Annotated in this window: 20 protein-coding genes; 18 read left to right on the forward strand and 2 right to left on the reverse strand. The window is 41.4% G+C overall.

Annotated features, from left to right (window positions below; genetic code table 11):
• Positions 1-123 precede the first annotated feature (123 nt).
• The 5 genes from pruA to HRJ06_RS14050 all read left to right on the forward strand — a co-directional run bounded on the left by pruA (position 124) and on the right by HRJ06_RS14050 (position 6,868).
• On the forward strand, positions 124-1,671 hold the full coding sequence (pruA, locus tag HRJ06_RS14030) for an L-glutamate gamma-semialdehyde dehydrogenase (RefSeq protein WP_174733574.1): 1,548 nt from the start codon (positions 124-126) through the stop codon (positions 1,669-1,671).
• Between the two features lie 510 nt (positions 1,672-2,181).
• Complete coding sequence (locus tag HRJ06_RS14035) at positions 2,182-3,231, forward strand: ABC transporter substrate-binding protein (RefSeq protein ID WP_174733575.1); 1,050 nt, start codon at positions 2,182-2,184, stop codon at positions 3,229-3,231.
• 15 nt (positions 3,232-3,246) lie between these two features.
• Positions 3,247-4,374, forward strand: coding sequence for an ABC transporter ATP-binding protein (locus HRJ06_RS14040; RefSeq protein WP_174733576.1), 1,128 nt, complete (start codon positions 3,247-3,249; stop codon positions 4,372-4,374).
• Positions 4,371-6,074: an ABC transporter permease gene (locus tag HRJ06_RS14045; protein ID WP_174733577.1), complete on the forward strand. Its 1,704-nt coding sequence runs from the start codon at positions 4,371-4,373 to the stop codon at positions 6,072-6,074. The genes HRJ06_RS14040 and HRJ06_RS14045 overlap by 4 nt, the downstream gene beginning before the upstream one ends.
• Positions 6,075-6,091: 17 nt before the next feature.
• The gene (locus tag HRJ06_RS14050) at positions 6,092-6,868 is read left to right on the forward strand and encodes an HAD-IIA family hydrolase (protein ID WP_174733578.1); all 777 of its coding nucleotides are present in this window, start codon (positions 6,092-6,094) and stop codon (positions 6,866-6,868) included.
• Here the strand turns inward: HRJ06_RS14050 and HRJ06_RS14055 are convergent.
• Positions 6,863-7,426 carry a glycerol-3-phosphate responsive antiterminator gene (locus HRJ06_RS14055; protein ID WP_174733579.1) on the reverse strand — a complete coding sequence of 188 codons (564 nt, stop codon included), beginning with the start codon at positions 7,424-7,426 and terminating at the stop codon, positions 6,863-6,865. The genes HRJ06_RS14050 and HRJ06_RS14055 overlap by 6 nt on opposite strands.
• Positions 7,427-7,613: 187 nt before the next feature.
• Here HRJ06_RS14055 and HRJ06_RS14060 point away from each other — a divergent pair, with 187 nt between their 5' ends.
• The 8 genes from HRJ06_RS14060 (at position 7,614) to HRJ06_RS14095 (ending at position 17,802) form a co-directional block, all read left to right on the forward strand.
• Positions 7,614-9,254, forward strand: coding sequence for a glycerol-3-phosphate dehydrogenase/oxidase (locus HRJ06_RS14060; RefSeq protein WP_174733580.1), 1,641 nt, complete (start codon positions 7,614-7,616; stop codon positions 9,252-9,254).
• A gap of 467 nt (positions 9,255-9,721) precedes the next feature.
• Positions 9,722-11,221 (forward strand): sodium/proline symporter PutP, encoded by a 1,500-nt coding sequence (gene putP / locus HRJ06_RS14065; RefSeq protein ID WP_174733581.1) that lies wholly within the window; start codon positions 9,722-9,724, stop codon positions 11,219-11,221.
• A gap of 525 nt (positions 11,222-11,746) precedes the next feature.
• Entirely contained in the window at positions 11,747-13,030 is a 1,284-nt protein-coding gene (aceA, locus tag HRJ06_RS14070; protein WP_174733582.1) for an isocitrate lyase, read from the forward strand.
• Between the two features lie 170 nt (positions 13,031-13,200).
• Positions 13,201-13,641 carry a YueI family protein gene (locus HRJ06_RS14075; protein WP_174733583.1) on the forward strand — a complete coding sequence of 147 codons (441 nt, stop codon included), beginning with the start codon at positions 13,201-13,203 and terminating at the stop codon, positions 13,639-13,641.
• 275 nt (positions 13,642-13,916) lie between these two features.
• Positions 13,917-14,207, forward strand: coding sequence for an Asp-tRNA(Asn)/Glu-tRNA(Gln) amidotransferase subunit GatC (gene gatC, locus HRJ06_RS14080; protein WP_174733584.1), 291 nt, complete (start codon positions 13,917-13,919; stop codon positions 14,205-14,207).
• Between the two features lie 18 nt (positions 14,208-14,225).
• Complete coding sequence (gene gatA / locus HRJ06_RS14085; protein ID WP_174733585.1) at positions 14,226-15,683, forward strand: Asp-tRNA(Asn)/Glu-tRNA(Gln) amidotransferase subunit GatA; 1,458 nt, start codon at positions 14,226-14,228, stop codon at positions 15,681-15,683.
• A gap of 13 nt (positions 15,684-15,696) precedes the next feature.
• The gene (gatB, locus tag HRJ06_RS14090) at positions 15,697-17,124 is read left to right on the forward strand and encodes an Asp-tRNA(Asn)/Glu-tRNA(Gln) amidotransferase subunit GatB (protein ID WP_174733586.1); all 1,428 of its coding nucleotides are present in this window, start codon (positions 15,697-15,699) and stop codon (positions 17,122-17,124) included.
• A gap of 354 nt (positions 17,125-17,478) precedes the next feature.
• On the forward strand, positions 17,479-17,802 hold the full coding sequence (locus tag HRJ06_RS14095) for an MGMT family protein (protein WP_174733684.1): 324 nt from the start codon (positions 17,479-17,481) through the stop codon (positions 17,800-17,802).
• A gap of 31 nt (positions 17,803-17,833) precedes the next feature.
• Here the strand turns inward: HRJ06_RS14095 and plsY are convergent, their stop codons facing one another.
• Positions 17,834-18,460 (reverse strand): glycerol-3-phosphate 1-O-acyltransferase PlsY, encoded by a 627-nt coding sequence (plsY, locus tag HRJ06_RS14100; RefSeq protein ID WP_174733587.1) that lies wholly within the window; start codon positions 18,458-18,460, stop codon positions 17,834-17,836.
• 385 nt (positions 18,461-18,845) lie between these two features.
• On the opposite strand from plsY, the gene HRJ06_RS14105 reads away from it, so the two are divergent.
• From HRJ06_RS14105 to HRJ06_RS14125, 5 genes are all read left to right on the forward strand, one after another.
• Positions 18,846-19,325, forward strand: coding sequence for a sigma-70 family RNA polymerase sigma factor (locus HRJ06_RS14105; protein ID WP_197969965.1), 480 nt, complete (start codon positions 18,846-18,848; stop codon positions 19,323-19,325).
• A complete protein-coding gene (locus tag HRJ06_RS14110) occupies positions 19,325-19,885 on the forward strand; it encodes an anti-sigma factor (protein WP_174733588.1) in 561 nt (186 codons plus the stop codon). The genes HRJ06_RS14105 and HRJ06_RS14110 overlap by 1 nt, the downstream gene beginning before the upstream one ends.
• Positions 19,882-20,946, forward strand: a complete 1,065-nt coding sequence (locus HRJ06_RS14115; protein WP_174733589.1) for a DUF6677 family protein — start codon at positions 19,882-19,884, stop codon at positions 20,944-20,946. The genes HRJ06_RS14110 and HRJ06_RS14115 overlap by 4 nt, the downstream gene beginning before the upstream one ends.
• Positions 20,947-21,331: 385 nt before the next feature.
• Positions 21,332-22,267 carry a diacylglycerol kinase gene (locus tag HRJ06_RS14120; protein ID WP_174733590.1) on the forward strand — a complete coding sequence of 312 codons (936 nt, stop codon included), beginning with the start codon at positions 21,332-21,334 and terminating at the stop codon, positions 22,265-22,267.
• 175 nt (positions 22,268-22,442) lie between these two features.
• Positions 22,443-23,000, forward strand: a complete 558-nt coding sequence (locus tag HRJ06_RS14125) for a cysteine hydrolase family protein (RefSeq protein ID WP_174733591.1) — start codon at positions 22,443-22,445, stop codon at positions 22,998-23,000.
• Positions 23,001-23,062 lie beyond the last annotated feature (62 nt).

Here is a 23,062-nt window from a genome sequence, read left to right on the forward strand (position 1 = left end):
CTATTAAAAAAGAAATTCTAGTAAATTTGCTGGTTATTGATAGCGATTTCAGATAATTGAATAGGTTTACGGAAACATGATAGAATGACAGTGGATGAAAACGAATACATTGGAGGCGATCGGATGGTACAGCCATACAAACATGAACCTTTCACAGATTTTGCTGTTGAAGAAGAACGCAACGCTTATCTAGAGGCATTAAAAACAGTTGAAGGTTATCTTGGTCAGGATTACGATCTAATTATTGGCGGCGAACGAGTCACTACAGAAGAAAAGATTATTTCATATAATCCCGCTAATAAAGAAGAAGTGATTGGGCGCGTTTCCAAAGCGAATCAGGAGCTGGCTGAAAAAGCTATGCAAGCTGCTGTTGAAGCATTTAAAACTTGGAAAAAGGTTAAAGCAGAAACCCGTGCAGACGTTTTGTTTAAAGCTGCAGCAATTATCCGCCGGCGCAAACATGAATTCTCCGCATTGTTAACGAAAGAAGCAGGCAAGCCATGGAATGAGGCTGATGCTGACACAGCTGAAGCAATTGACTTTCTTGAATATTATGGCCGCCAAATGTTAAAGCATAAAGACGGAGTTCCAGTGAACAGCCGTCCAAATGAATATAACCGTTATGACTATATCCCGCTTGGAGTGGGTGTAATTATCTCTCCATGGAATTTCCCGCTGGCCATTATGGCAGGTACAACTGTTGCCGCGCTTGTAACTGGAAATACGGTTTTACTAAAGCCTGCTTCGACAACACCTGTCGTGGCAGCGAAGTTTGTTGAAGTATTAGAACAGGCAGGGCTTCCAAAGGGAGTACTAAATTTTGTGCCAGGAAGCGGTGCTGAAGTAGGAGACTATCTGGTCGACCACAAAGACACAAGGTTTATTTCCTTTACTGGTTCACGCGATGTCGGCCTGCGCATTTTTAATCGTGCTGCGACGCACGGTGATGGCCAGCTTTGGCTTAAGCGGGTTATCTCGGAGATGGGCGGGAAAGACACGATTGTTGTGGATAAGGAGGCTGATCTTGAATTAGCTGCCAAGTCGATCGTGGCTTCGGCATTTGGTTTTTCAGGCCAAAAATGTTCAGCTTGTTCCCGTGCGGTAATTGTGGAAGATGTATATGATCAAGTGCTTAATAGGGTAACTGAGTTAACGAACGAGCTAAAAGTGGGCAATCCAGAAGATAATAGCCACTTTATGGGTCCGGTTATTGATCAAAGTGCCTTTAACAAAATCATGGATTATGTAGAAATCGGGAAACAGGAAGGCAGAGTCGTTGCAGGTGGAGAGGGAGACAGCTCTACTGGTTACTTCATCCAGCCAACTGTTATAGCCGATGTTGATCCTAAGGCGCGCCTAATGCAGGAAGAAATCTTTGGACCGGTGGTAGCCTTCTCTAAGGCGAGGGATTTCGACCATGCGATCGAGATAGCTAATAATACTGAGTACGGCTTAACGGGTGCTGTGATTACGACCAACCGTGATCACATTCAAAAAGCGCGCGAAGACTTTCATGTAGGGAATTTATATTTTAACCGTGGCTGCACAGGGGCAATCGTCGGTTACCAGCCATTTGGCGGTTTCAATATGTCCGGCACGGATTCCAAAGCCGGCGGGCCTGATTATCTGCTGCTTCATATGCAGGGCCAAACTACATCTGAAATGTACTAATGCAAAAAATAGGCACTCTGAGAAACAAGGGTGTCAAATTGTCGGCAAAAGGTATCGAGGGCACACACTCTCTCGGTGCCTTTTGTCATTTTTACTATCAATTGCAGGAGAAAGGGTTCACTTACGCTCCAAGCGCTTGCATTACGGGAGGCGTTCGTCGATCCGCCTGTAAGGAAAACCCCCCAGGACATTGATTTGGCGTCTCGAATTTAGCCTGCTCTTTTAAGAAGTTGCTAGATTTTGCTTCTGCCTTGTCCCGATAAAGGGAAAAGTACTTTGTTGTCAACATGAAAAAATGTCAACAATGTAAAATTTATGTAATATATTGTTGCAATGTTTAGAAACTTATGTATAATAAGAATTAATCGAATATACGGGAAGAGACCAAGAGATGAAACCCTAAATGAAAGCCCTTCCAGATAGAGGGCTGCGTTTGGTGTGGACTCTCTTTTTTCTATGCCTTAAATTCGACAGGAATAATCTACTTAAAAATTTATAGGGGGTTTGAAGATGAAAAAGTTTGTAGCAATGCTAACTTCATTAGCATTAGTAGGAAGTATTTTGGCAGCATGTGCAGGGGAAAGTTCATCCGGAGACGGCGGCGGAAGCGGAGAAGAAGGGGATATCGGCAGAATCACTTTTTATTCTCCAGAAACACCTGACATGACAAAAGAACTAGGGCAAAAGTTTGAAGAGCTTAACGAAGGAAGCAGTGTGGATGTTCAATACGCAGGAACAAACGTATTGGTAAACCGCATGATGGCTGAAAAAGATAATCCGCAAGGTGACGTTTGGTACGGCGGCGGAGGGATCCTTCCGTTCGAAGCTGCTGTAGATAAAGGGATTATTGGTGCCTATGTTCCTGATATGGCACAAGATTGGGATGTTGTTGAAGATGGTATCAAGGTAAAGCACCAGGATGGAAAATATGTTGGTGTTGAAGTGTTCGTTTTAGGATTTGCATATAACACTGAACTAGTTTCCGAAGAAGAAGCACCTAAGACATGGGATGACCTTTTAGACCCGAAATGGGAAGGGAAAATTCAGTTCTCTAATCCAGCAGCATCTGGAACTTCTACTTTGATGGTTCTTAGCCAAATGATGCAGCGTGGAGAAGATGAAGGATGGGAGTATTTCCAAAAGCTTTCAGACCAAGCAAACTCTATTCCTGACTCAGGTTCTGGACCAACTAAAGCAGTTGCAATGGGTGAAGCGCACATTGGCGTAGGTTTTGACTTTATGGCTTATGAAGCAAAGGAAAAAGGAGAAAGTGTTGACTTTATTGTTCCAGACAAAACTCCTATTCTAGTAAATCCAGTTTCTATTGTTGAAGGCGGTCCTAACCCTGAAGGTGGTAAAAAGCTAATCGATTTCTTGTTATCCGAGGAAGGCCAGCAGATTCTTGCAAACTGGTACCATATTCCAATCAATCCGGATGTAGAGTCAAAGACTCCACTTTCGTTAGAAAATGTTAAGTCGCATGCTATTGACCTGGATATCGATTGGGTTAATGAAAATTATGATCGTGTAAGAAATGAATGGAAAACGAAAATTCAATAAATAAAGGTGGTTATTATGGGTTCGGTTAAAGTTGATCAACTAACTAAAGAGTTTGCAGGCGTAAAAGCTTTAAATAACGTGAACCTGGATATCCAAGAGGGCGAATTTTTCGCCCTGCTTGGCCCCTCAGGATGTGGTAAAACTACAACTATGAGATGTATAGCAGGTTTTGAACAGCCTACAACAGGTACTATATTAATTGGAGACAAGGCTGTAAACAAGATTCCGCCAAATCGCAGAAATTGCGGTATGGTATTCCAAAGCTATGCGCTATTTCCGCATATGAACGTTTTTGAAAATGTTGCTTACAGCTTAAATATTAAACAATTAAACTCAAGCAATGTGATATCGCAGGCGGGAATCTATTTAAGGCTTCTTAATAGAAAGTTTGGAAAGTATCCTAAGGATATTGAAAAGAAGGTCATGGAAATTCTAGAATATGTAGAATTGGATCGCTATGCTACAAGATTAACGAGTGAACTTTCTGGCGGACAGCAGCAGCGTGTCGCTCTTGCACGAGCGTTAGTTATGGAACCGGCAGTGCTGTTGATGGATGAGCCATTATCAAATTTGGATCAAAAGCTGCGTCATTCTATGCGTAATACGATAAGAAGGATACAGCAGGATTTGGGTATTACAACTATCTTCGTTACTCACGATCAGGAAGAAGCAATGAGTATGGCTGACCGGGTAGCGGTTATGGATCATGGAGAAGTCATGCAAATCGGGACACCGACGGACTTATATAGCAGGCCTGCGACCCCTTTTATTGCAAATTTTGTCGGAACATCTAATATGTTGAAGGGTACGGTTGTTGATGAAGTGGATGGTCTCTCGATTATAAAGGGAGATGGTTTTCAGTTAAGATCATCACAAACATCCACGAAGAAAGAAGTAGACGTAATTATTCGGCCTGAAAATATCAAAGTTTACAAAGCGGACCGTGTACCAAGCGATGCCTCAAATTTGCTGGAGGGTGACATTGTTGTTTCTACGTACCTAGGATCAATCGTTCGATACGATGTCCAGATAGGGAATTACCAGCTTGTTGTTGATACTACATATTCTTCAGGTGAAAGCATTTTAGCTGCAGGAGAAAAAATTAAAATGTCAATAGAGCCTGAAAGGGTGTTATTGATATGAACAAATTAAAGGATGCATTCAATGGACTAACGCTTGTAAAAGCTTTAATCTACCTTTTCTTCATAATTTTCATGCTGCTTCCTTTATTTTCGGTATTCTTAGTAAGTTTTACAGGACAGCCTATCAACTTATTAGGATCGTTAACAGATCCGAAAATCTTAAGCTCGACGATTGAAAAGTTCCAAGGGGCATCAATAGAAAGCTATACAAGCATGCTGCAAAACAGCAGCTATGGTAGTGCATTAAAAAATAGCTTAGGTCTTGCTTTGCTGGTAGCCCTGATTGTTATACTTGTCTGCATTCCGATTGCTTACGGGATTGCAAGAACAACTATGCCTTTCAAAAAAACGATTTCAGCATTATGTACTATTCCGCTGATTGTTCCAACATTTATTTCCGCCTACGCATTCATTATCATGTTTGGGCGCGCGGGCTGGGTTACGCATATATGGCAGTCGCTTGGGTTTGAGGGAATGTTAATCAACCCATATTCAATGACAGGGATTGTCCTTGTTCAAGTGTTTTTCTTTTTTCCATATGCACTATGGCCGATGGTTGCTGCTTTCAAGGTTAGTGATGTTACGCTTGAAGAAGCTTCGCAAAACCTTGGAGCGAAGAACTGGTTTACCTTTGTATTTGTAACCTTCCCGCTTGCCATACCGGGCGTAATATCAAGTGCTTTACTTATCTTTACTGTTAGTTTCTCTGACTTTGGAACCCCGATTATTTTAGCGCCAAGCAATCTCAACTTGCTTGTTGTAGAGGCGTACAGAGAAATTGCAGGTTTCTTTAACTGGGGTGGAGCAGCCATCTTAACGGTGGTTATGGTTCTTGTTGCGGCATTCTTTTTCTGGCTGCAGCACCTATTCACTAAAGGAAAAAACTATGGTTCCGTTTCTGGTAAACCAAAAGTTCAGAAATTAAACGATAATAAAGTTTTAACAAGAGTGATTACTGTTTATTCTGGTTTCCTAGTATTAATTCCATTATTAGCAATGCTTTCAATTACTTTACAGTCTTTTGCGACCACTTGGGGAAAAGATCCTCTCCCAAATGGTTATACGCTGGACCACTATAAAACTATTTTTACAAGCTCTATGGGGAATATTCAAAACAGTATTATTCTCGCGCTCGGAGCACTCGCTTTAAGTGTCGTAATCGCAACATTTGTATCTTATTTCGTTGTAAGGCAAAATTCAACTAAACTTGATTTCCTCACATCGATTCCCTTAGTCGTTCCGGGGATTGCTTTTGGTATTGCTTTGATTCAAACTTTCAACACTGCACCATTGCACCTTACTGGTACAGCACTGCTGTTAATCTTAGCGTACACCATTAGACGGCTGCCTTATATGGTTCGTTCCACAATGGGAACAATGAGGTCAATTAAACAGGATGTCGAAGAAGCAGCTATAAATTTAGGAGCCACCCCGTTGACAGCGGCAATTACGATTATTGGACCATTAATGCTTCCAGGAATTGCAGCCGGTTCGGTGCTTGTTTTTATCACTGTAATTAAAGAAACGAGTATCTCTATTTTGCTGGCACCTGCAGAGTGGGCACCAATGAGTTTGGCGATTTTCCAAAATATCCTGCGGGGTGAGTATTATACGGCAGCGGCGATGTCGATTGTCCTAGTCGTTCTAGTTCTTATCTTACAGGCAATTGCTAACCGCATGTCGGCTAGAAATCCTAACTAACGCTGGAGGAACTGACATTGACAAAAGGATTCATATTTGACCTAGATGGAACCGTTTATTTAGATGATGAAATCATTGAGGGTGCAGCAGAAACCATTCAGGAATTAAAGGCAAGAGGTGACAAAGTTGTCTTCCTCACCAATAAGTCTATTTCTACTCGAGCTGACTATGTAAAAAAGTTAAATAAACTGGGAATTGAAGTAAATCTCAATGAAGTTATCAATTCTAACTTTATCACTGCAAAATTTCTTAAGGACAATTTACAAGAGGGGGAAGCTGCTCTGGTAATTGGAGAGCAGCCTCTTTTTGAAGAGTTACAGGAAGAAAGGATCCCGATAACCAAGGATCCTTCGAAAGCTAAATATGTAGTGTTGGGCTGGGACCGGGAGTTTTCATATGAGAAAATTAACCTTGCTTTTCAAGCATGGCTAAATAAGGCAAAAATTATTGCTACCAACCCTGACAGGACTTGTCCTGTCAAAGGTGGAGAAATCCCTGACTGCGGAGCGATGATTGGCGCCCTTGAAGGGGCAACAGGTGAACGTATAGATTCGATAACTGGGAAGCCTTCCAAACTGATGGCAGAGTATGTTGTGACTAAGATACTTGGGCTCGATGCCGCTAGTTGTTATATGATCGGCGACCGTTTGGAAACAGATATTAAAATGGGCAATGAAAATGGTTTAAACTCTGTACTTGTTTTGACCGGGATTACAACGAAAGAAATGATTGGGAACTCAGTTTACAAGCCGTCTTACGTGTTTGATAGTATTAAGGGTGTTTCCAGCTTATAAATTCAAATTCCACATGGAAGGGTTGCCGGATGATACAGCAAGTGCACCGGATTCAAGTGCTGCCAGCACGTCTGCTCTTTCACTAATAAGTCCGCCCGCGATTAACGGGAGGTGGATTTCTTTTGTTAGCTTATCAATTATTTGCGGCATTAAGCCAGGCAGCACTTCAACGGCGTCAGGTTTGCAAGATTTGGCCATTTCAATCCCTTTTTGAACCGCGCCGAAATCGATCAAAAAAATACGCTGGACTGCCATTAGCCCTTCTTCTTTGGCAAATTTGATTAAATTACTTTTTGTAGTAATAATTCCCGTCGGCTTCCATACCTTAGCTATATAACTAACGGCACTTTTTGTGTTGGAAATTCCGTCTATGAAGTCAAGGTGGACGAAAATATGCATATTGGCTGAGCGAAGCCTTCTGATATGGTCTTCAATATTAATTAAATTTCCAGTCAGCAGGAAAGCTATATTTGAGCTGCTTTTAATAGCCATGTCTATATCTTTTTCATTTTTGATCGAAGCAATCATTTGAGATTCAACCATATCTACAATATTCATAAAGAACCTCCCGTTTAAATTATGTTCTATATTAATTATTTTATCATACTAAATTTAACAATACGTTGCTCGAAAAAAAGATAATTATAGGTCAGAGACTTAGAGATGAAGGCCATAACAATACCCTGGTTAATACAGGCTTTATTGTTGTGGTTTTTTTTATGGAAAAATAGGAGGAATGTCTATTATGAGTGAGTTTTCAGCATTACAAAGGGAACAATTTTTAAAAGAGATAGAAGATAAATCATATGATGTGATCATAATCGGTGGAGGAATCACTGGGGCCGGCCTGGCATTGGATGCTGTGACCAGAGGTTTAAAGACCCTTTTGGTGGAAATGCAGGACTTTGCAAGCGGAACATCAAGCAGATCAACTAAGCTTGTTCATGGAGGCCTGAGATATCTCAAGCAGCTTGAGGTTAAAATGGTAGCTGAGGTTGGAAAGGAAAGAGCTATTGTATATGAGAACGCTCCCCATGTCACTAATCCCGAATGGATGCTTCTTCCTATTTATAAAAATGGAACGTTCGGCAAGTTTTCAACATCGGTAGGCTTGAAGGTATATGATTTCCTTGCAGGTGTTAAGAAAGGTGAACGAAGAAAAATGCTTGGAGTGCAGGAAACCTTGCTTAAAGAACCGTTGTTAAAAACTAAGGACCTGCAAGGCAGCGGCTACTATGTTGAATACCGAACGGATGATGCCCGCCTGACAATCGAAGTAGCTAAAAAGGCATTTGAAAAAGGGGCTGAGCTAGTTAATTATGCAAAAGCAGAAAGTTTTATATACGAAAATGGAACGCTTGCAGGGGCAGTAATAAAAGACCAGCTTACAGGGAAAGAATATTCGGCAAAAGCAAGAAAGGTTATTAATGCGGCTGGCCCATGGGTGGACTCTTTGCGGGAAAAGGACCAGTCTAAAAATGGAAAGAAACTGCAGCTAACCAAAGGTGTTCATATTGTTCTTGATCAAACCGTATTCCCGCTCAAGCAGGCTGTTTACTTTGATACTCCCGATGGGAGAATGGTGTTTGCTATCCCAAGGGATGGGAAGACCTATGTCGGGACGACTGATACTGTCTACACGGAATCACTTGAGAACCCGCAAATTAGCAGGGAAGATGAAGCGTATATAATCGATTGCATTCACTTTATGTTTCCGGATGTGAAGGTAGCAATAGATGATATCGAATCAAGCTGGGCTGGAATTAGACCTCTTATCTATGAAGAAGGAAAAGGGCCTTCAGAAATTTCGAGAAAAGATGAAATTTGGATATCAGATTCTGGCTTGATTACGATTGCAGGCGGAAAATTAACGGGTTACAGAAAAATGGCAGAATCAGTTATTGATATGGTCAGCAAGCAATTAACTGAAGAAACAGGGCAGAGATTCTCGCTGTGCCAGACTAAGTATATGCGTCTCTCTGGCGGTGAGTTTAGAAGTCCTGAAGATTATGCTAAACACACAAAGACAAAGCAGGAAGAGCTTATATCGATAGGGTTTGAGTCGAAAGAGGCTGCGCATCTGGCTGCTTTTTATGGAACCAATGTAGGACATTTAATTGAAATCGCAAAACGAATTAATCATAAAGGTAATTTGCCGCTATCTGTTGAAGTACCGCTCTTGTACTCTATTCACCGCGAAATGGCTCTAAAACCAACTGACTTTTTCATAAGAAGAACTGGTGCCTTACTATTTGATATTGATTGGGTAGAAAAATGGAAAAACCCTGTGATCGAGTATATGAAGCTATACTTAAATTGGGATTCCGAGCAAACAGAGGCTTACACAAAGGAACTAGAGGAGAGAATACTAGAAGCAAACAATTAAAAAACATAACAAATGGTGGCTCCTTACATTAGGAGTCATTTTTTTATAGTCGGAAAAATGGGAATGGAGTATGTCGTGTGGGTGTGTGCTAATACAATAGGGAAATCACAGTCTTTATAACGATATTACGAAAAACTCTTTGGAAGCTAACGTAATTTTATTAATTTATGTGTATGTTTATAGGCGCAAACTTCGGTAAGAGCAAATGCATGCAGGTAATTTGTATATTTATGAATTATAAAATAAAAAACAAAATATTTAAAATACTCAACTATTTATTTTATGTTACGATTATTAGTGTTGTGTTAAGCAAGTTACTTAGTAAGCAAAAGGTGGCTGTATAAAGCTATCGATTGCTTGTATAAGTGATTAGCTTTAATCAAACGTTTGATTAAGAAAAAGGGGGATTAATCAAACGATTGATGAGCCAAAATTTATAGTTAGGAAGGAGAAATGTGTAAAACGCGATGGAAATAGCTACGTTAATTACTTTTATAGTTTATTTAGTCGGAATGTTGATCATTGGAATTGTATCTTATAGGCTGACAAGCAATCTATCAGACTATGTCTTAGGAGGAAGAAGCCTCGGGCCGGGGGTAACTGCTTTAAGTGCAGGTGCTTCAGATATGAGCTCTTGGCTGTTATTAGGTTTACCAGGCCTAGCGTATGCAACCGGAATTTCATCTATGTGGATGTGTATTGGCTTGCTGATTGGTGCCTATTTGAATTGGAAGTTTGTTGCTTCAAGACTTCGGTCTTATACGGAGGTTGCAAACGATTCTATCACGGTCCCCGATTTTTTTGAAAACCGTTTTCGGGATAAAGGCCGTTTGCTTCGAATAATTTCTGCTCTTGTAATTTTAATCTTTTTCACCTTTTATGCCTCTTCTGGGTTAGTTGGGGGAGCACTCTTATTCCAGGAAACCTTCGGAATGTCCTATAATATGGCATTATTAATTGGTGCGATTGTTATTATTTCGTATACATTCCTGGGAGGCTTCCTTGCGGTTAGCTGGACTGATTTCTTTCAAGGCCTGTTGATGTTCTTAGCCCTTGTTATTGTGCCGATCATAGCGATCATTGAACTCGGCGGACCTGCCGATACAATTGATCTGGTCAGGTCAATGAACCCAGGATATTTAGATCCAATGGACTCTATGACTACCCTGGGGATTATCTCCCTTATGGCATGGGGGCTGGGTTACTTTGGCCAGCCTCACATTATCACTCGCTTTATGGCGATTAAATCAGTTGAAGAAGTACCAAAGGCACGTTTTTATGGAATGACTTGGATGACTATTTCAATCATCGGAGCGATTGTAGTCGGACTTACAGGAATTCCGTATTTTGCAGATCAGCCACTAATCCAAGGTGATGTAGATCAAAGTGAAAAGGTGTTTATCTATTTTGCTGATGTTCTATTCAACCCTTGGGTATCAGGAATCTTGCTGGCTGCAATCCTGTCAGCAATCATGAGTACCATTGATTCTCAGCTGCTGGTTTCATCAAGTGCTTTAGCAGAAGATTTTTATAAAGCTCTCATCCGCAAAAATGCTGGTGATAAAGAGTTAGTTTGGGTCGGGCGCTTTGGTGTTATTGTGATTGCACTAATTGCGGTTGTCCTTGCCTATAACGGAAACCCCGAAAAAGGCGGAGCATCAGTCCTTGACCTTGTCAGCTATGCATGGGGAGGCTTCGGAGCCGCTTTTGGCCCAGTTATCCTTATGTCTCTTTACTGGAAACGAATGAACCGTGATGGAGCTTTAGCTGGAATCATTACCGGAGCAGTTACAGTTGTCGTCTGGGAAAGGCTGACCAATGCCAAAATTATTCCATTCCAACTTTATGAGATTGTTCCCGGTTTTATCCTAGCATTAGCTGCTATCATTATATTCAGCTTAATCGGAAACACACCGAAAAAAGCTATCCATGAAGAATTTGATGAAGCAGTCGAGAAAGATCTATAAGTAGATTCAAGTATAAAGGTGACAGGCACCATCCAGTTTTCTGGATGGTGCCTGTCACCTTTTTTGTGTTTCCTTTATCTCAGTCGAAGCGTTCCAGTCCATACGTCGCTAAACGGGCGCTTCTGCTTTTTAGTGAATCTAGCTCCAGCGCCCAGCGACTAGTGTACTTCGCTCTTCTCCCTATGATAAGTCAACATCGAATCACTTGCGCTCTTCGTGTTTCCTTTATCTCAGTCGAAGTGCTCCAGTCCATACGTCGCTAAACGGGCGATTCCGCTTTTTAGTGCTTGTCGAAAAAAAATTCAGAAAAATGTCTTCAAATTGTTGCAAAATATTTTTACTGTTATATAATACAAACATAAATAATTTTTACTGTATTATAACAAAGGGGTGAATCACTTAAAAGGCATTAGAAACAGGGCGTGGCCAATTTGATCTGAGGGTCGATTGTAGGTCTTGCCAGAGCAGAATGAGAAACTTTAAGTTTAAAAGATTCATTAATTAAAATTTTAGGAGGATGAGATTATGACAAACGAAAGAGCTAAACAATTACAAGAAAGCTGGGAAATGGATTCAAGATGGAGTGGGGTTACTCGCCCGTATACAGCAGAAGATGTTATTAAATTGCGCGGTTCAATTGAAATTGAACATACGCTTGCCCGACGCGGCGCGGAAAAGCTATGGAAGTACGTTAACGAGGAAGATTACATTAATGCACTTGGTGCATTGACAGGTAACCAGGCAGTACAGCAAGTAAAAGCTGGACTAAAGGCGATTTACCTAAGCGGCTGGCAGGTTGCTGCGGATGCTAACCTTTCAGGGAATATGTACCCTGACCAAAGCTTATACCCAGCGAATAGTGTACCAGCTGTTGTAAAAAGGATTAACCAGGCACTTCAGCGTGCTGATCAAATCACTCATTCAGAAGGCGACGATTCTGTTGACTGGTTCGCACCGATTGTAGCCGATGCTGAAGCAGGTTTTGGCGGACAGCTAAATGTGTTTGAATTGATGAAAGGCATGATTGAATCAGGTGCAGCAGGAGTTCACTTTGAAGATCAGCTTTCCTCAGAAAAGAAATGCGGACATCTTGGCGGAAAAGTATTGCTGCCTACGCAAACAGCTGTGAAAAACTTAATCTCAGCTCGTCTTGCTGCAGATGTTATGGGAGTGCCTACACTGGTTATTGCCCGTACTGATGCTAATGCTGCCGATCTAATTACAAGTGACGTTGACGAAGCAGATGCGCCGTTTATCACTGGTGAAAGAACACCTGAAGGCTTCTTTAGAACAAACGCCGGCCTTGACCAAGCAATAGCGCGTGGCCTTGCTTACGCACCTTATGCAGATTTAATTTGGTGTGAAACTGCGGAGCCAAGCCTTGAAGAAGCACAGCGCTTTGCAGACGCTATTCATGAACAGTTCCCAGGCAAACTGCTTGCATACAACTGCTCACCTTCTTTCAACTGGAAGAAAAAGCTTGATGATGCTACAATCGCGAAATTCCAAATTGAACTTGGAAAAATGGGCTACAAGTTCCAGTTCGTAACATTAGCAGGTTTCCATTCTCTAAACCACGGTATGTTTGAATTGGCTCGCGGGTACAAAGATCGCGGGATGGCTGCTTATTCTGAATTACAACAAGCAGAATTCGCTAGCGAAGTACATGGTTACACAGCCACAAGACACCAGCGTGAGGTTGGAACTGGCTACTTTGATCAAGTTTCTATGGTTATTACAGGTGGAACGTCTTCTACGACGGCTTTAAAAGGGTCGACTGAAGAAGAGCAGTTCTCCGCTTCCAAATAACACTGTACCATCTTTTATTGCTGTGATTTTTTCACCTATACTACTCCTATTTTTGCCTCCTCTTATATAAGAGGAGGTTTTTTTTGTCCCTGGATGGAAATTCTTTTAATAACACCTTTTTTATGAAATGATCATAAATAGTAATAGCGGTTTGTAAGGAGGCGGAGGGAATGGATAAAACGAAGGTTGATGAATATTTACAGCAAGGCATGTACGGAGCTAAGCAGACTAAGCCTGATGAAAGAAGAAAATTCCTTAGCACGCTTCGTGAAAGGGTTGTTATTGCGCTGACCCAGTCAGAAGTAAGGACAAAAGGAATTCCGAACCAGGTTGATAATTTAATGAAGGAAAACAGAGAAGCTCATTTATTTTTAAACGGAAATATGGATTATTCTTATCTGTCTAAATACGTTAAATTAGCAAAAAAACTAAGCATCTCCTATACACTTGTCACGAACCAGGAACATGATTCCGAGTTGGGGATGGTTTTAGCTTATGACCATGCCATTGATAAAGAAGATATCTATCTCACTGATGTTAAAACTGAGATTACCCCAAAAGCAGAGCAGAAGAAGGGCCTGCTATCTTTTGTGAAAAAAATATTTAAATAAGCTGGATTCATTAATAATCTGATTTGTTCTGTAAAGTGAATGTCTGAATTCTATGGCAGAGATGTCTGTTTTTTCGGAAAAGTATGCAGTATAATATACATGTATAAACCAATTTCAGTTACTACAAGCCTTTGGCTCTAGTCAAAGGCTTTATTTTGTGCAAAAGAATCAAGAAGGAGAGGCTTCTCCGCAGAGATTCAAATTGCTTTAATGCAGCAAAGTTTGTTATTATCATTAGTATTATTAGTAGTTCGAACAAAGTGGAGGTGGCATGATTGTCCAAAATATCAGCCGATCAGGTAAAGCATGTAGCCCATTTGGCAAGAATCGCTGTTTCAAATGAAGAGGCAGAAAAAATGCGGGATGAGCTGGAGAAGATTACAGCATTTGTGGAAAAGTTAAATGAGGTGAATACAGACGGAGTTGAACCGACTTCCCATGTACTCAATATGAAAAATGTAATGAGGGAAGATGTTCCTACAGATGGACTGCCGCGTGAAAAGGTATTGAAAAATGCACCACAGCATCAAGATGGACAGTTTAGGGTCCCATCGATACTGGAATAGAGGAGGGGAGAAGAGTAAATGAGTTTATTTGATCATAAATTATCCGAGCTTCAAGAGTTTTTACATAAGAAAGAAATAACCGTCACAGACCTGGTGAACGAATCGTATCAAAGGATTTCCGAGGTTGATGGCAAGGTCAATGCCTTCCTGACCCTTGATGAAGAAAGAGCGAGAAATAGTGCTAAGTCTATGGACAAGCAGCTTGGCAACGAATCATCGGCCGGCCTATTGTTCGGCATGCCGATTGGGATAAAGGATAATATCGTCACAAAAGGGCTGCGAACTACTTGTGCCAGTAAAATTCTCGAAAATTTTGACCCGATATATAATGCTACAGTGGTTGAGAAATTACATAAGGCTGATACAGTGACAATCGGAAAATTAAATATGGATGAGTTTGCGATGGGTTCTTCTAACGAAAATTCAGGCTTTAAAAAGACTCACAATCCATGGAATCTTGAAAAGGTTCCGGGTGGTTCTTCCGGTGGTTCTGCTGCAGCAGTTGCGGCGGGTGAGGTGCCATTTGCACTCGGATCAGATACAGGTGGTTCAATACGCCAGCCGGCGTCATTCTGCGGAGTGGTTGGTATGAAGCCAACCTATGGATTTGTTTCCCGTTATGGCTTGGTTGCCTTTGCATCATCGCTTGATCAGATTGGTCCGATTACCCGTACGGTCGAGGACAATGCGTATTTGCTTTCAGCAATCGCCGGCCATGACCCGCTGGATTCCACTTCTGCTAATGTGAAGGTCCCTCATTTTGCTGATTCATTGAAGGGCGATGTGAAAGGCCTTAGAATAGCGGTGCCGAAGGAATACATAGGAGAAGGTGTCAACGAGGAAGTAAAGAAATCAATTAAGAATGCCATAAAAGTTCTGGAAGGTCTCGGGGCGACTTGTGAAGAAGTTTCCCTGCCACATTCAAAATATGCCTTAGCTACTTACTATTTGATTGCTTCCTCGGAAGCTTCAGCAAACTTGGCTCGATTTGATGGTGTACGTTATGGCTACCGGACACCGGAGGCAGAGAATTTAATTGAGCTTTATAAGAAAACGAGAGCAGAAGGTTTTGGTGATGAAGTAAAGCGCCGAATCATGCTTGGAACTTTTGCGCTTAGCTCAGGTTATTATGATGCTTACTATAAAAAGGCACAAAAGGTAAGGACATTGATTAAAAAAGACTTTGAAGATGTTTTTCAAAACTATGATGTTATCATTGGACCAACTACACCAACACCAGCCTTTGGAATAGGGGAGAATATCTCTGATCCGGTGACAATGTATGTGAATGACATACTAACCATTCCCGTCAATCTCGCAGGAGTACCGGGAATCTCAGTTCCATGCGGATTTGCAGAAGGTATGCCGCTTGGACTGCAAATTATCGGAAATCATTTTGGGGAAAGCACTGTGTACCAGGTGGCCCATGCGTTTGAACAGGCAACAGATTATCATAAACAAAAACCGCAGTTGTAAAGGGGTGAGAAACTTGAAATATGAAACAGTCATTGGACTTGAGGTCCACGTAGAACTTAAAACAAACTCAAAGATTTTTTCGTCAAGCCCGAACCACTTTGGTGCCGAACCTAACTCAAACACAACTGTAGTTGACTTAGGCTATCCGGGTACTTTGCCGGTGTTAAATAAAAAGGTAGTCGAATACGGAATGAAAGCGTCCCTCGCATTAAATTGTGAGGTCGCCGAACATACCAAATTCGACCGAAAAAATTACTTTTATCCAGACAACCCGAAAGCCTATCAAATATCGCAGTTTGATAAGCCAATTGGAGAGCACGGCTGGATTGATATCGAAGTGAACGGCGAAAAAAAGAGAATCGGAATTACAAGGATTCACCTAGAAGAGGATGCTGGCAAGCTGAATCATGAAAAGGGTTATTCACTGGTTGATTTTAACCGTCAAGGCACCCCGTTAATTGAAATTGTATCAGAGCCTGATATCCGTACTCCGGATGAAGCATATGCTTATTTAGAAAAGTTAAAATCAATCATTCAATATACAGGTGTATCGGACTGTAAAATGGAAGAAGGCTCATTGCGCTGTGATGCCAATATTTCAATTCGCCCTGTAGGTCAAGAGGAACTTGGCACCAAAACCGAGCTTAAAAACTTAAATTCGTTTAACTTTGTACGTAAAGGTTTAGAGTATGAACAGAAGCGCCAGGTTGAAGAAGTAGAAGCAGGTGGTGAGATCAGACAGGAAACACGCCGTTTCGATGAAGCTTCTAACACAACTGTCTTAATGAGGGTAAAAGAAGGCTCAGATGACTACCGCTATTTCCCAGAACCGGACCTTTTGGATGTATTCATCGACGAGAGCTGGAAGGAAAGAGTACGTGCGGAGATACCTGAGCTCCCAGACGAGCGTCAAAAACGTTATGTAGAGCAGTTGGGTTTACCTCTTTATGATGCGAAGGTCCTCACCGTAACAAAAGAGATGGCAGACTTCTTTGAAGCTGCAGTAAATGCAGGTGCAGATGCTAAGCAAGCCTCCAATTGGCTGATGGGTGATGTTTCTGGATATTTAAATTCAGAACAGAAAGAACTCGAAGAGATAGCGCTCACTCCAGAAGCTCTTGCAGGCATGATTAAGCTTATTGAAAATGGAACGATATCTTCAAAAATTGCTAAAACCGTCTTTAAGGAACTGATTGAAAACGGTGGAGATCCAGAACAGATCGTGAAAGACAAAGGCCTTGTCCAAATTTCGGATGAGGGAGCTCTTGTTAAGGTTATCACCGAAATTCTTGACGCGAACCCTCAGTCGATCGAAGATTTCAAGGGCGGTAAAAGCAAGGCAGTCGGATTTTTGGTTGGCCAGGTAATGAAGGCGACCAAAGGCCAGGCCAATCCGCCGCTTGTTAATAAGCTGTTAGTACAAGAACTTAATAAACGCTAGGACAAGCTGTATTCTAGGTTTAATTCAAGGCTCATCTACGATGATTGAAACAGTCGACTGCATTGTTTAAATAGAACAAATTTTACTACGAAGAAACTGATGGATATGGTCCATCAGTTTTTTTGTCGATAAAAAATCGACAGAATATTTCCCGGGCAACAGAAGACTCAGCTATAAAAAGCATTTGTGGGTAAAAGGGATTGTGCATATTTCGACAGAACTCTTGTCTTTAAAGAGAAATTGTCAATTGTAGAAGGATTTTCGAAAAACTGAAGTCGATAGAACTTGAAAGAAACTAATGATGGAAAAGCTCTTTAGGGGAGGAGTAACTAAAAAATGAGAGTTGGTGAAAACATGCAGCCGTTTACCGAAAAAGTTATTACTATTATTAAACAGATCCCTCCAGGCAAAGTTATGACCTATGGCCAAATTGCCAGCCTGGCGGGAAGCCCTAGAGGTGCAAGACAGGTGGTGAGAATACTACATTCAATGAGCGGCAAGTTCAAGCTTCCTTGGCATAGAGTGATAAATTCAAAAGGGGAGATAGGGTTGAAGGACGAAGAAGCAGCCTATACGCAAAAAGCCCTTCTTTTACAAGAAGGGGTTGAAACAAGCATAGACGGCCAGGTTTTATTAGCTCGCTATCAGTTTAAACCAACTGAGATGATTGGGCGATAAGTAAAATGCCCTTTATCAACTAGTATAAAACCTATCCTTTAAAGGAGCCACCCGAAGGAGGAAGCCGGTCATTTTTCATTTTTTTATCATTAAATTTCAATTCTTCGCCTTTAATGAAATTCGCAATATTGGAGCGGTGAAGAAAAATCAGGAGAAGAAAAAAGAAAGAAAAAATGATTTCAGTATTATAGCCAGGATAAAAAAATGAACTTGCCAATAAGGCGGCACCAACAGAGATCGAGCCGGCAAATACATATTTAGTTATTAAGGTGATGGCAAAAAATACAATGTAAGCAATGAAAAACATTTGTAAGTCGGCGATCAGTAACGCACCAGCCGTTGTAGCGATCGCTTTTCCGCCTCTAAAGCCAGCAAACACTGGAAAGCAGTGTCCGAAAACTGCCATAAGACCGGCATATAAAGGCAGGAGGTCTGATCCCATTAAAAAGGGGAGTGCCGCTGCCAGCATGCCTTTTCCAACATCAAAAAGCAGCACAATAACTGCGGCCTTCTTGCCCATGACCCTGAGCGTGTTAGAAGCCCCGGGATTTTTACTGCCCAGATTGCGGATATCAACATTAAACATAATACGTCCTACTAATAACGCAGTTGGAATAGAGCCGATTAAATAGGCTGCAAATAGAATAAACCAATTCATTGTTTCACCCATCTCTGCATACTAAAACGCTTCAGCACTTTTCAAAAGCAGAAACTGTTTATATTGATTTTAACATATACTTCCATTGTTTAGATTGTTTTCCTTGAAAAAGTAATATATTGTAAGTTGTGGTTTTTAGAAAGGTTCGAATTTAATAATCCTCAACCACTTCTCTAGGATTTTCGCTTACGAAATTCATTAAACTTCCCTTCGGTGTAACAAAAACTAAATCTCATGGTCAATTAAATTAATTTACAGTTTTGGTGTAGGGGATGACCAGCTCTTGGTCGTCTATTAAAGTGTAAGCTTACGAAGGGAGGGGAGAGAGATTAGTGATCAGAGTTTAATTGAGAAGGCAAGGAATGGCCATACGCATGCGTTTCGCTTGCTTGTCGAGAAGTACCGCAGTGAAGTGTTCCGAACGATTTATGCTGTGCTGCGGGACGAGAGCGAGGCAGAGGATGCTAGCCAGGAAGTCTTTATGAAGATTTACAACTCGCTCCCTTCCTACCAGAATCAAGGATTTAAAACTTGGATAATCAGAATTGCTGTTAATCATGCAATCGATATAAAGCGGAGAAAAGGTCGGTTTCGAGAGGAATTATCAAATACAATTGAATCTGCCGGTCCTGAAACAGAAAGCGTGGAAACTGTCTTTATTAATAAAGAACAGCAAAGGTTTGTAAGACAAAAGCTTAATGAACTCCCCGAAAACTATCGTGAGGTTATTTATGGATTTTACATAGACGAAAAAAGCTATCAACAAATGGCTATCGAACAAAACGTACAGGTCAAAACAATTGAGACAAAACTGTACCGGGCCAGGCACTGGATGAAATCACACTGGAAGGAGGACGAATTTTAATGAAGCACGCAACTTTGAATGAATGGCTTAGATATGTAAAAGATGAGACAAAAACACAGGACAGGCAGAAATATGAAGATCATCTCTACGAATGTGAACAGTGTTTAGAGCTTTATCTAAAGGCAGTAAATGAAGTTGAGGAAGCTCTGCCGGATTTACCCAATCAAAGCAGCTTTACTGATAAGGTCATGGCTGAGGTTGGTCTGTGCGAAACGAGAAGGAAGCTTGAGCCATCAAGTCATCCTAATTTAAGGTTAATCAATAATAGGTCCTCTGTTGAAAAGTCAGGAACTGGGGAGCAAAGGGATGCGCCAGGACAGCGACAAATCGTTTACCAGTCGCGCCCTTTTTACCAGTCGGCAGCCTTTCATTATATCCTAGCAGCTGCTATGACCCTTCTATTTATGTTTGCAGGCGTATTTCAGTCGCTTACCCAGTATACAGGAGACATTCATGTTGCCGAAAAGCAAGAGTCGTCTATTACTGAAGGTCTTGTAAACAAGACTTTTATGCTGATTGATTCTTTAGAAGTAAAAGTGAAGGAGGAAAACAGAAAATGAGAAATCCTGCAATTGCATTCTTACTGTCCTTTTTTCCGGGGCTAGGTCACCTTTATTATGGCAGGACGCTTCGAGGCCTGTTTTATATGTTGTTTACACTAGGCCCTGTTATACTTGGAATTTTGTTGGTGTTTATTACTCACGCTCAGGACTTTCTAGTTCTGGTTCCGGTGGGGCTGTTCTTTTATGTGGCCAGTCTTATTGATATGGCCATTCAGAGTTCAATAGAAAAAAGGAATGTCGAAGGGACAAAAACCGAGAAATCAGCGGAAGACACTGAGCGGTTTTACACGATTGTTCTCTCATTTGTCCCAGGACTTGGCCATTTTCAATTGGGACTTATGAACCGGGGGGTAACACTACTAGCCTCATTCCTTGGGCTGGCTGCCATGGTTTTCTTTGTGGCTGTGCTTACGGACCGAGGGGAATTTCTCATTTTCCTAGCGATCCTTCCAGTCATTTGGGTTTATGGATTCTTCGATGGGGTTCAACAGCTTAATAAAAAGCAGCGGGGAGAGCAACTAGTAGACCGGTCGATCTTAGAGGATTTTGAAACAAGTCGTGAGGATGGGAAGAAGAGTAAAGCAATTGCAACCTTTTTAGCGATTTTTCCGGGGGCTGGACATCTCTATCTTGGCTTGCAGAGACGAGGAATCCAGCTTATGGCTGCATTCTTGTTTTCTATTTATATTCTTGATGTGTTAAGGCTTGGCATTTTCTTATTTTTGATACCGATTATCTGGTTTTACAGTTTTTTTGATGGGCTGCAAAAAGCTTCGAAGTACAAGGAGGAACCGCTGGAGGATACCCCTGTTATCGCCTATTTAATTAATCATCAAAAGTGGGTTGGAATTGGTTTGGTTTCCTTGGGTGTGTACTATCTAACCACAAACCTTGTCATTCCTGCTATTACCCCGATGTTCTTTAACTTGTTCAATGTAGACCTCGGGTACTGGTTCAGCCATTACCTTCAGACCGCCATTGTTTGTGTACTTCTTATTGGCGGTGGCATAAAGCTGTTAGTTGGCAGTAAGCCGAAAGAAGAGAGTGTTTCAGAGTGAAACGCAGACAGCATGGTTTTATTGTTTAATTCAAGGTAGCAATATTTTTTTGGCAGCATACAAAGCAAGGGAATTGCACAGCCAGGGCGGCAATGGGAGTTAACTGCTTCAGATGCCAAACAGGATGAAGCGCACATTAATGAGAATGATGGTTACCACGATTCAAAACAGTATGATAAGAGTGGTATTTTTAAAATGGGAACAGCCGCCCACCGTCTGCAAATTAGTAATGTTTATAGCTTAAGCTTTAATGCAGATTTTTAAAAGAGGCGGTGGGATAATCAAAGTGTTCTATACTAGCAGATTGCCTGCTGATGTCTTTTAGGCTATGATGAGTAAGTATGGAAGTGTTTTGAATATCATAATCTGTTTAGGATGATAAACCATGAAAAGAGCAAGAATTATTTATAATCCCACTTCAGGCAGAGAGGTTTTTAAGAAAAATATTGCCGAAGTACTGATAAGGCTGGAAAAGGCTGGTTATGAAGCGTCCTGCCACGCAACAACCTGTGAGGGTGATGCGACCGAGGCGGCAAAAATTGCAGTGGAGCGGCGCTATGATCTTGTTATAGCAGCGGGTGGAGATGGTACCATTAACGAGGTGGTCAATGGGATTGCCGAACAGGAATACCGTCCAATGGTCGGCATTATTCCAGTAGGCACAACGAATGACTTTGCCAGAGCACTTCATATTCCAAGAGACATAGAGGCAGCTGTAGATATAATCGTTAAGGGCGAAACCATACCAGTGGATGTTGGACGCATTGATGAAAAGTATTTTATCAATATTGCAGGCGGAGGCAGGCTTACAGAGCTAACCTATGAAGTCCCTAGCAAACTGAAAACGATGATTGGCCAGCTAGCCTATTATTTAAAGGGCGTCGAGATGCTGCCGAGTTTACGTGCCTCACGAGTTTCCATTGAATACGATGGAAAGCTGTTTGAGGGAGAGGTTATGATGTTTTTGATTGGCCTCACCAACTCTGTTGGCGGTTTTGAAAAGCTTGCACCTAATTCATCGATTAATGATGGGATGTTCTCGTTACTTATTTTGAAAAAGTCCAATTTAGCTGACTTTATTCGAATTGCTACACTAGCAGTAAGAGGAGAGCATATTCATGATCCAAGTGTGATTTATACGCAAGCAAACAGAATCAAGGTTTATTCCGATGAAACGGTTCAGCTGAATCTTGATGGTGAGTATGGGGGCAATCTCCCGGCTGAATTTGTAAACCTCTATCGGCACATTCAGGTAACTGTTCCCCTTGCTAAAATCAGACCGGAAGACCGGCCCGAGCTTATGGATAAAATAGAAGATTAGTTTTGAGCCGTTCCTTTGGGACGGTTTTGTTTTATATAGGAAACTAAAATAGTGCCGGATGCTACGGATACTTGGAATTTTCACAAGAATTTTCTCCTGAAAATTTGCTTCCAAAGACTAAATCAAGGAAAATAAAGGGATGAAGCAGCAGGCTGTTAAAATGGGGGAGCTCAAGATGGGTATTAAAAAGAAGGCACTAATCAATATTGATTACACGCATGATTTTGTAGCGGACGACGGAGCTCTTTCTTGTAAAGAACCGGGACAGCGTATTGAATCCGCTATCGTTTCAATCACGAAGGAGTTTATTGAATCAGGGCATTACGTCGTTTTTGCAGTTGACGTTCACGATGAAGGGGATGAATATCATCCGGAGACAAAACTTTTTCCGCCTCATAATCTGAGGGGAACTAAGGGAAGAGATTTATTCGGGAGCCTGAATGAGATCTATCAGACCAATAAACATCGTGATAATGTATATTATCTAGATAAAACAAGATATTCAGCTTTTTCCGGAACAAATCTTGAGAGCAAGCTGCGGGAGCGAGAAATAGCCGAGTTGCATCTTGTTGGCGTTTGTACGGACATTTGTGTGCTTCATACAGCGGTTGACGCTTATAATAAGGGTTTTAAGGTTATTGTATACAAAGATGCAGTTGCTTCGTTTAATGAAGCGGGGCATGAGTGGTCATTAGGACATTTTGAAAATGTCATCGGAGCAGAGGTTAGGTAAGAAACTGCATTAACCGTTAAAAGTAGATAATAGTCTAGCTCGTGTTCGATGCTAGTGGAGGG

Origin of the sequence: Mesobacillus harenae, from assembly GCF_013343715.1 — a bacterium.
GTDB lineage: Bacteria > Bacillota > Bacilli > Bacillales > Cytobacillaceae > Mesobacillus_A > Mesobacillus_A harenae.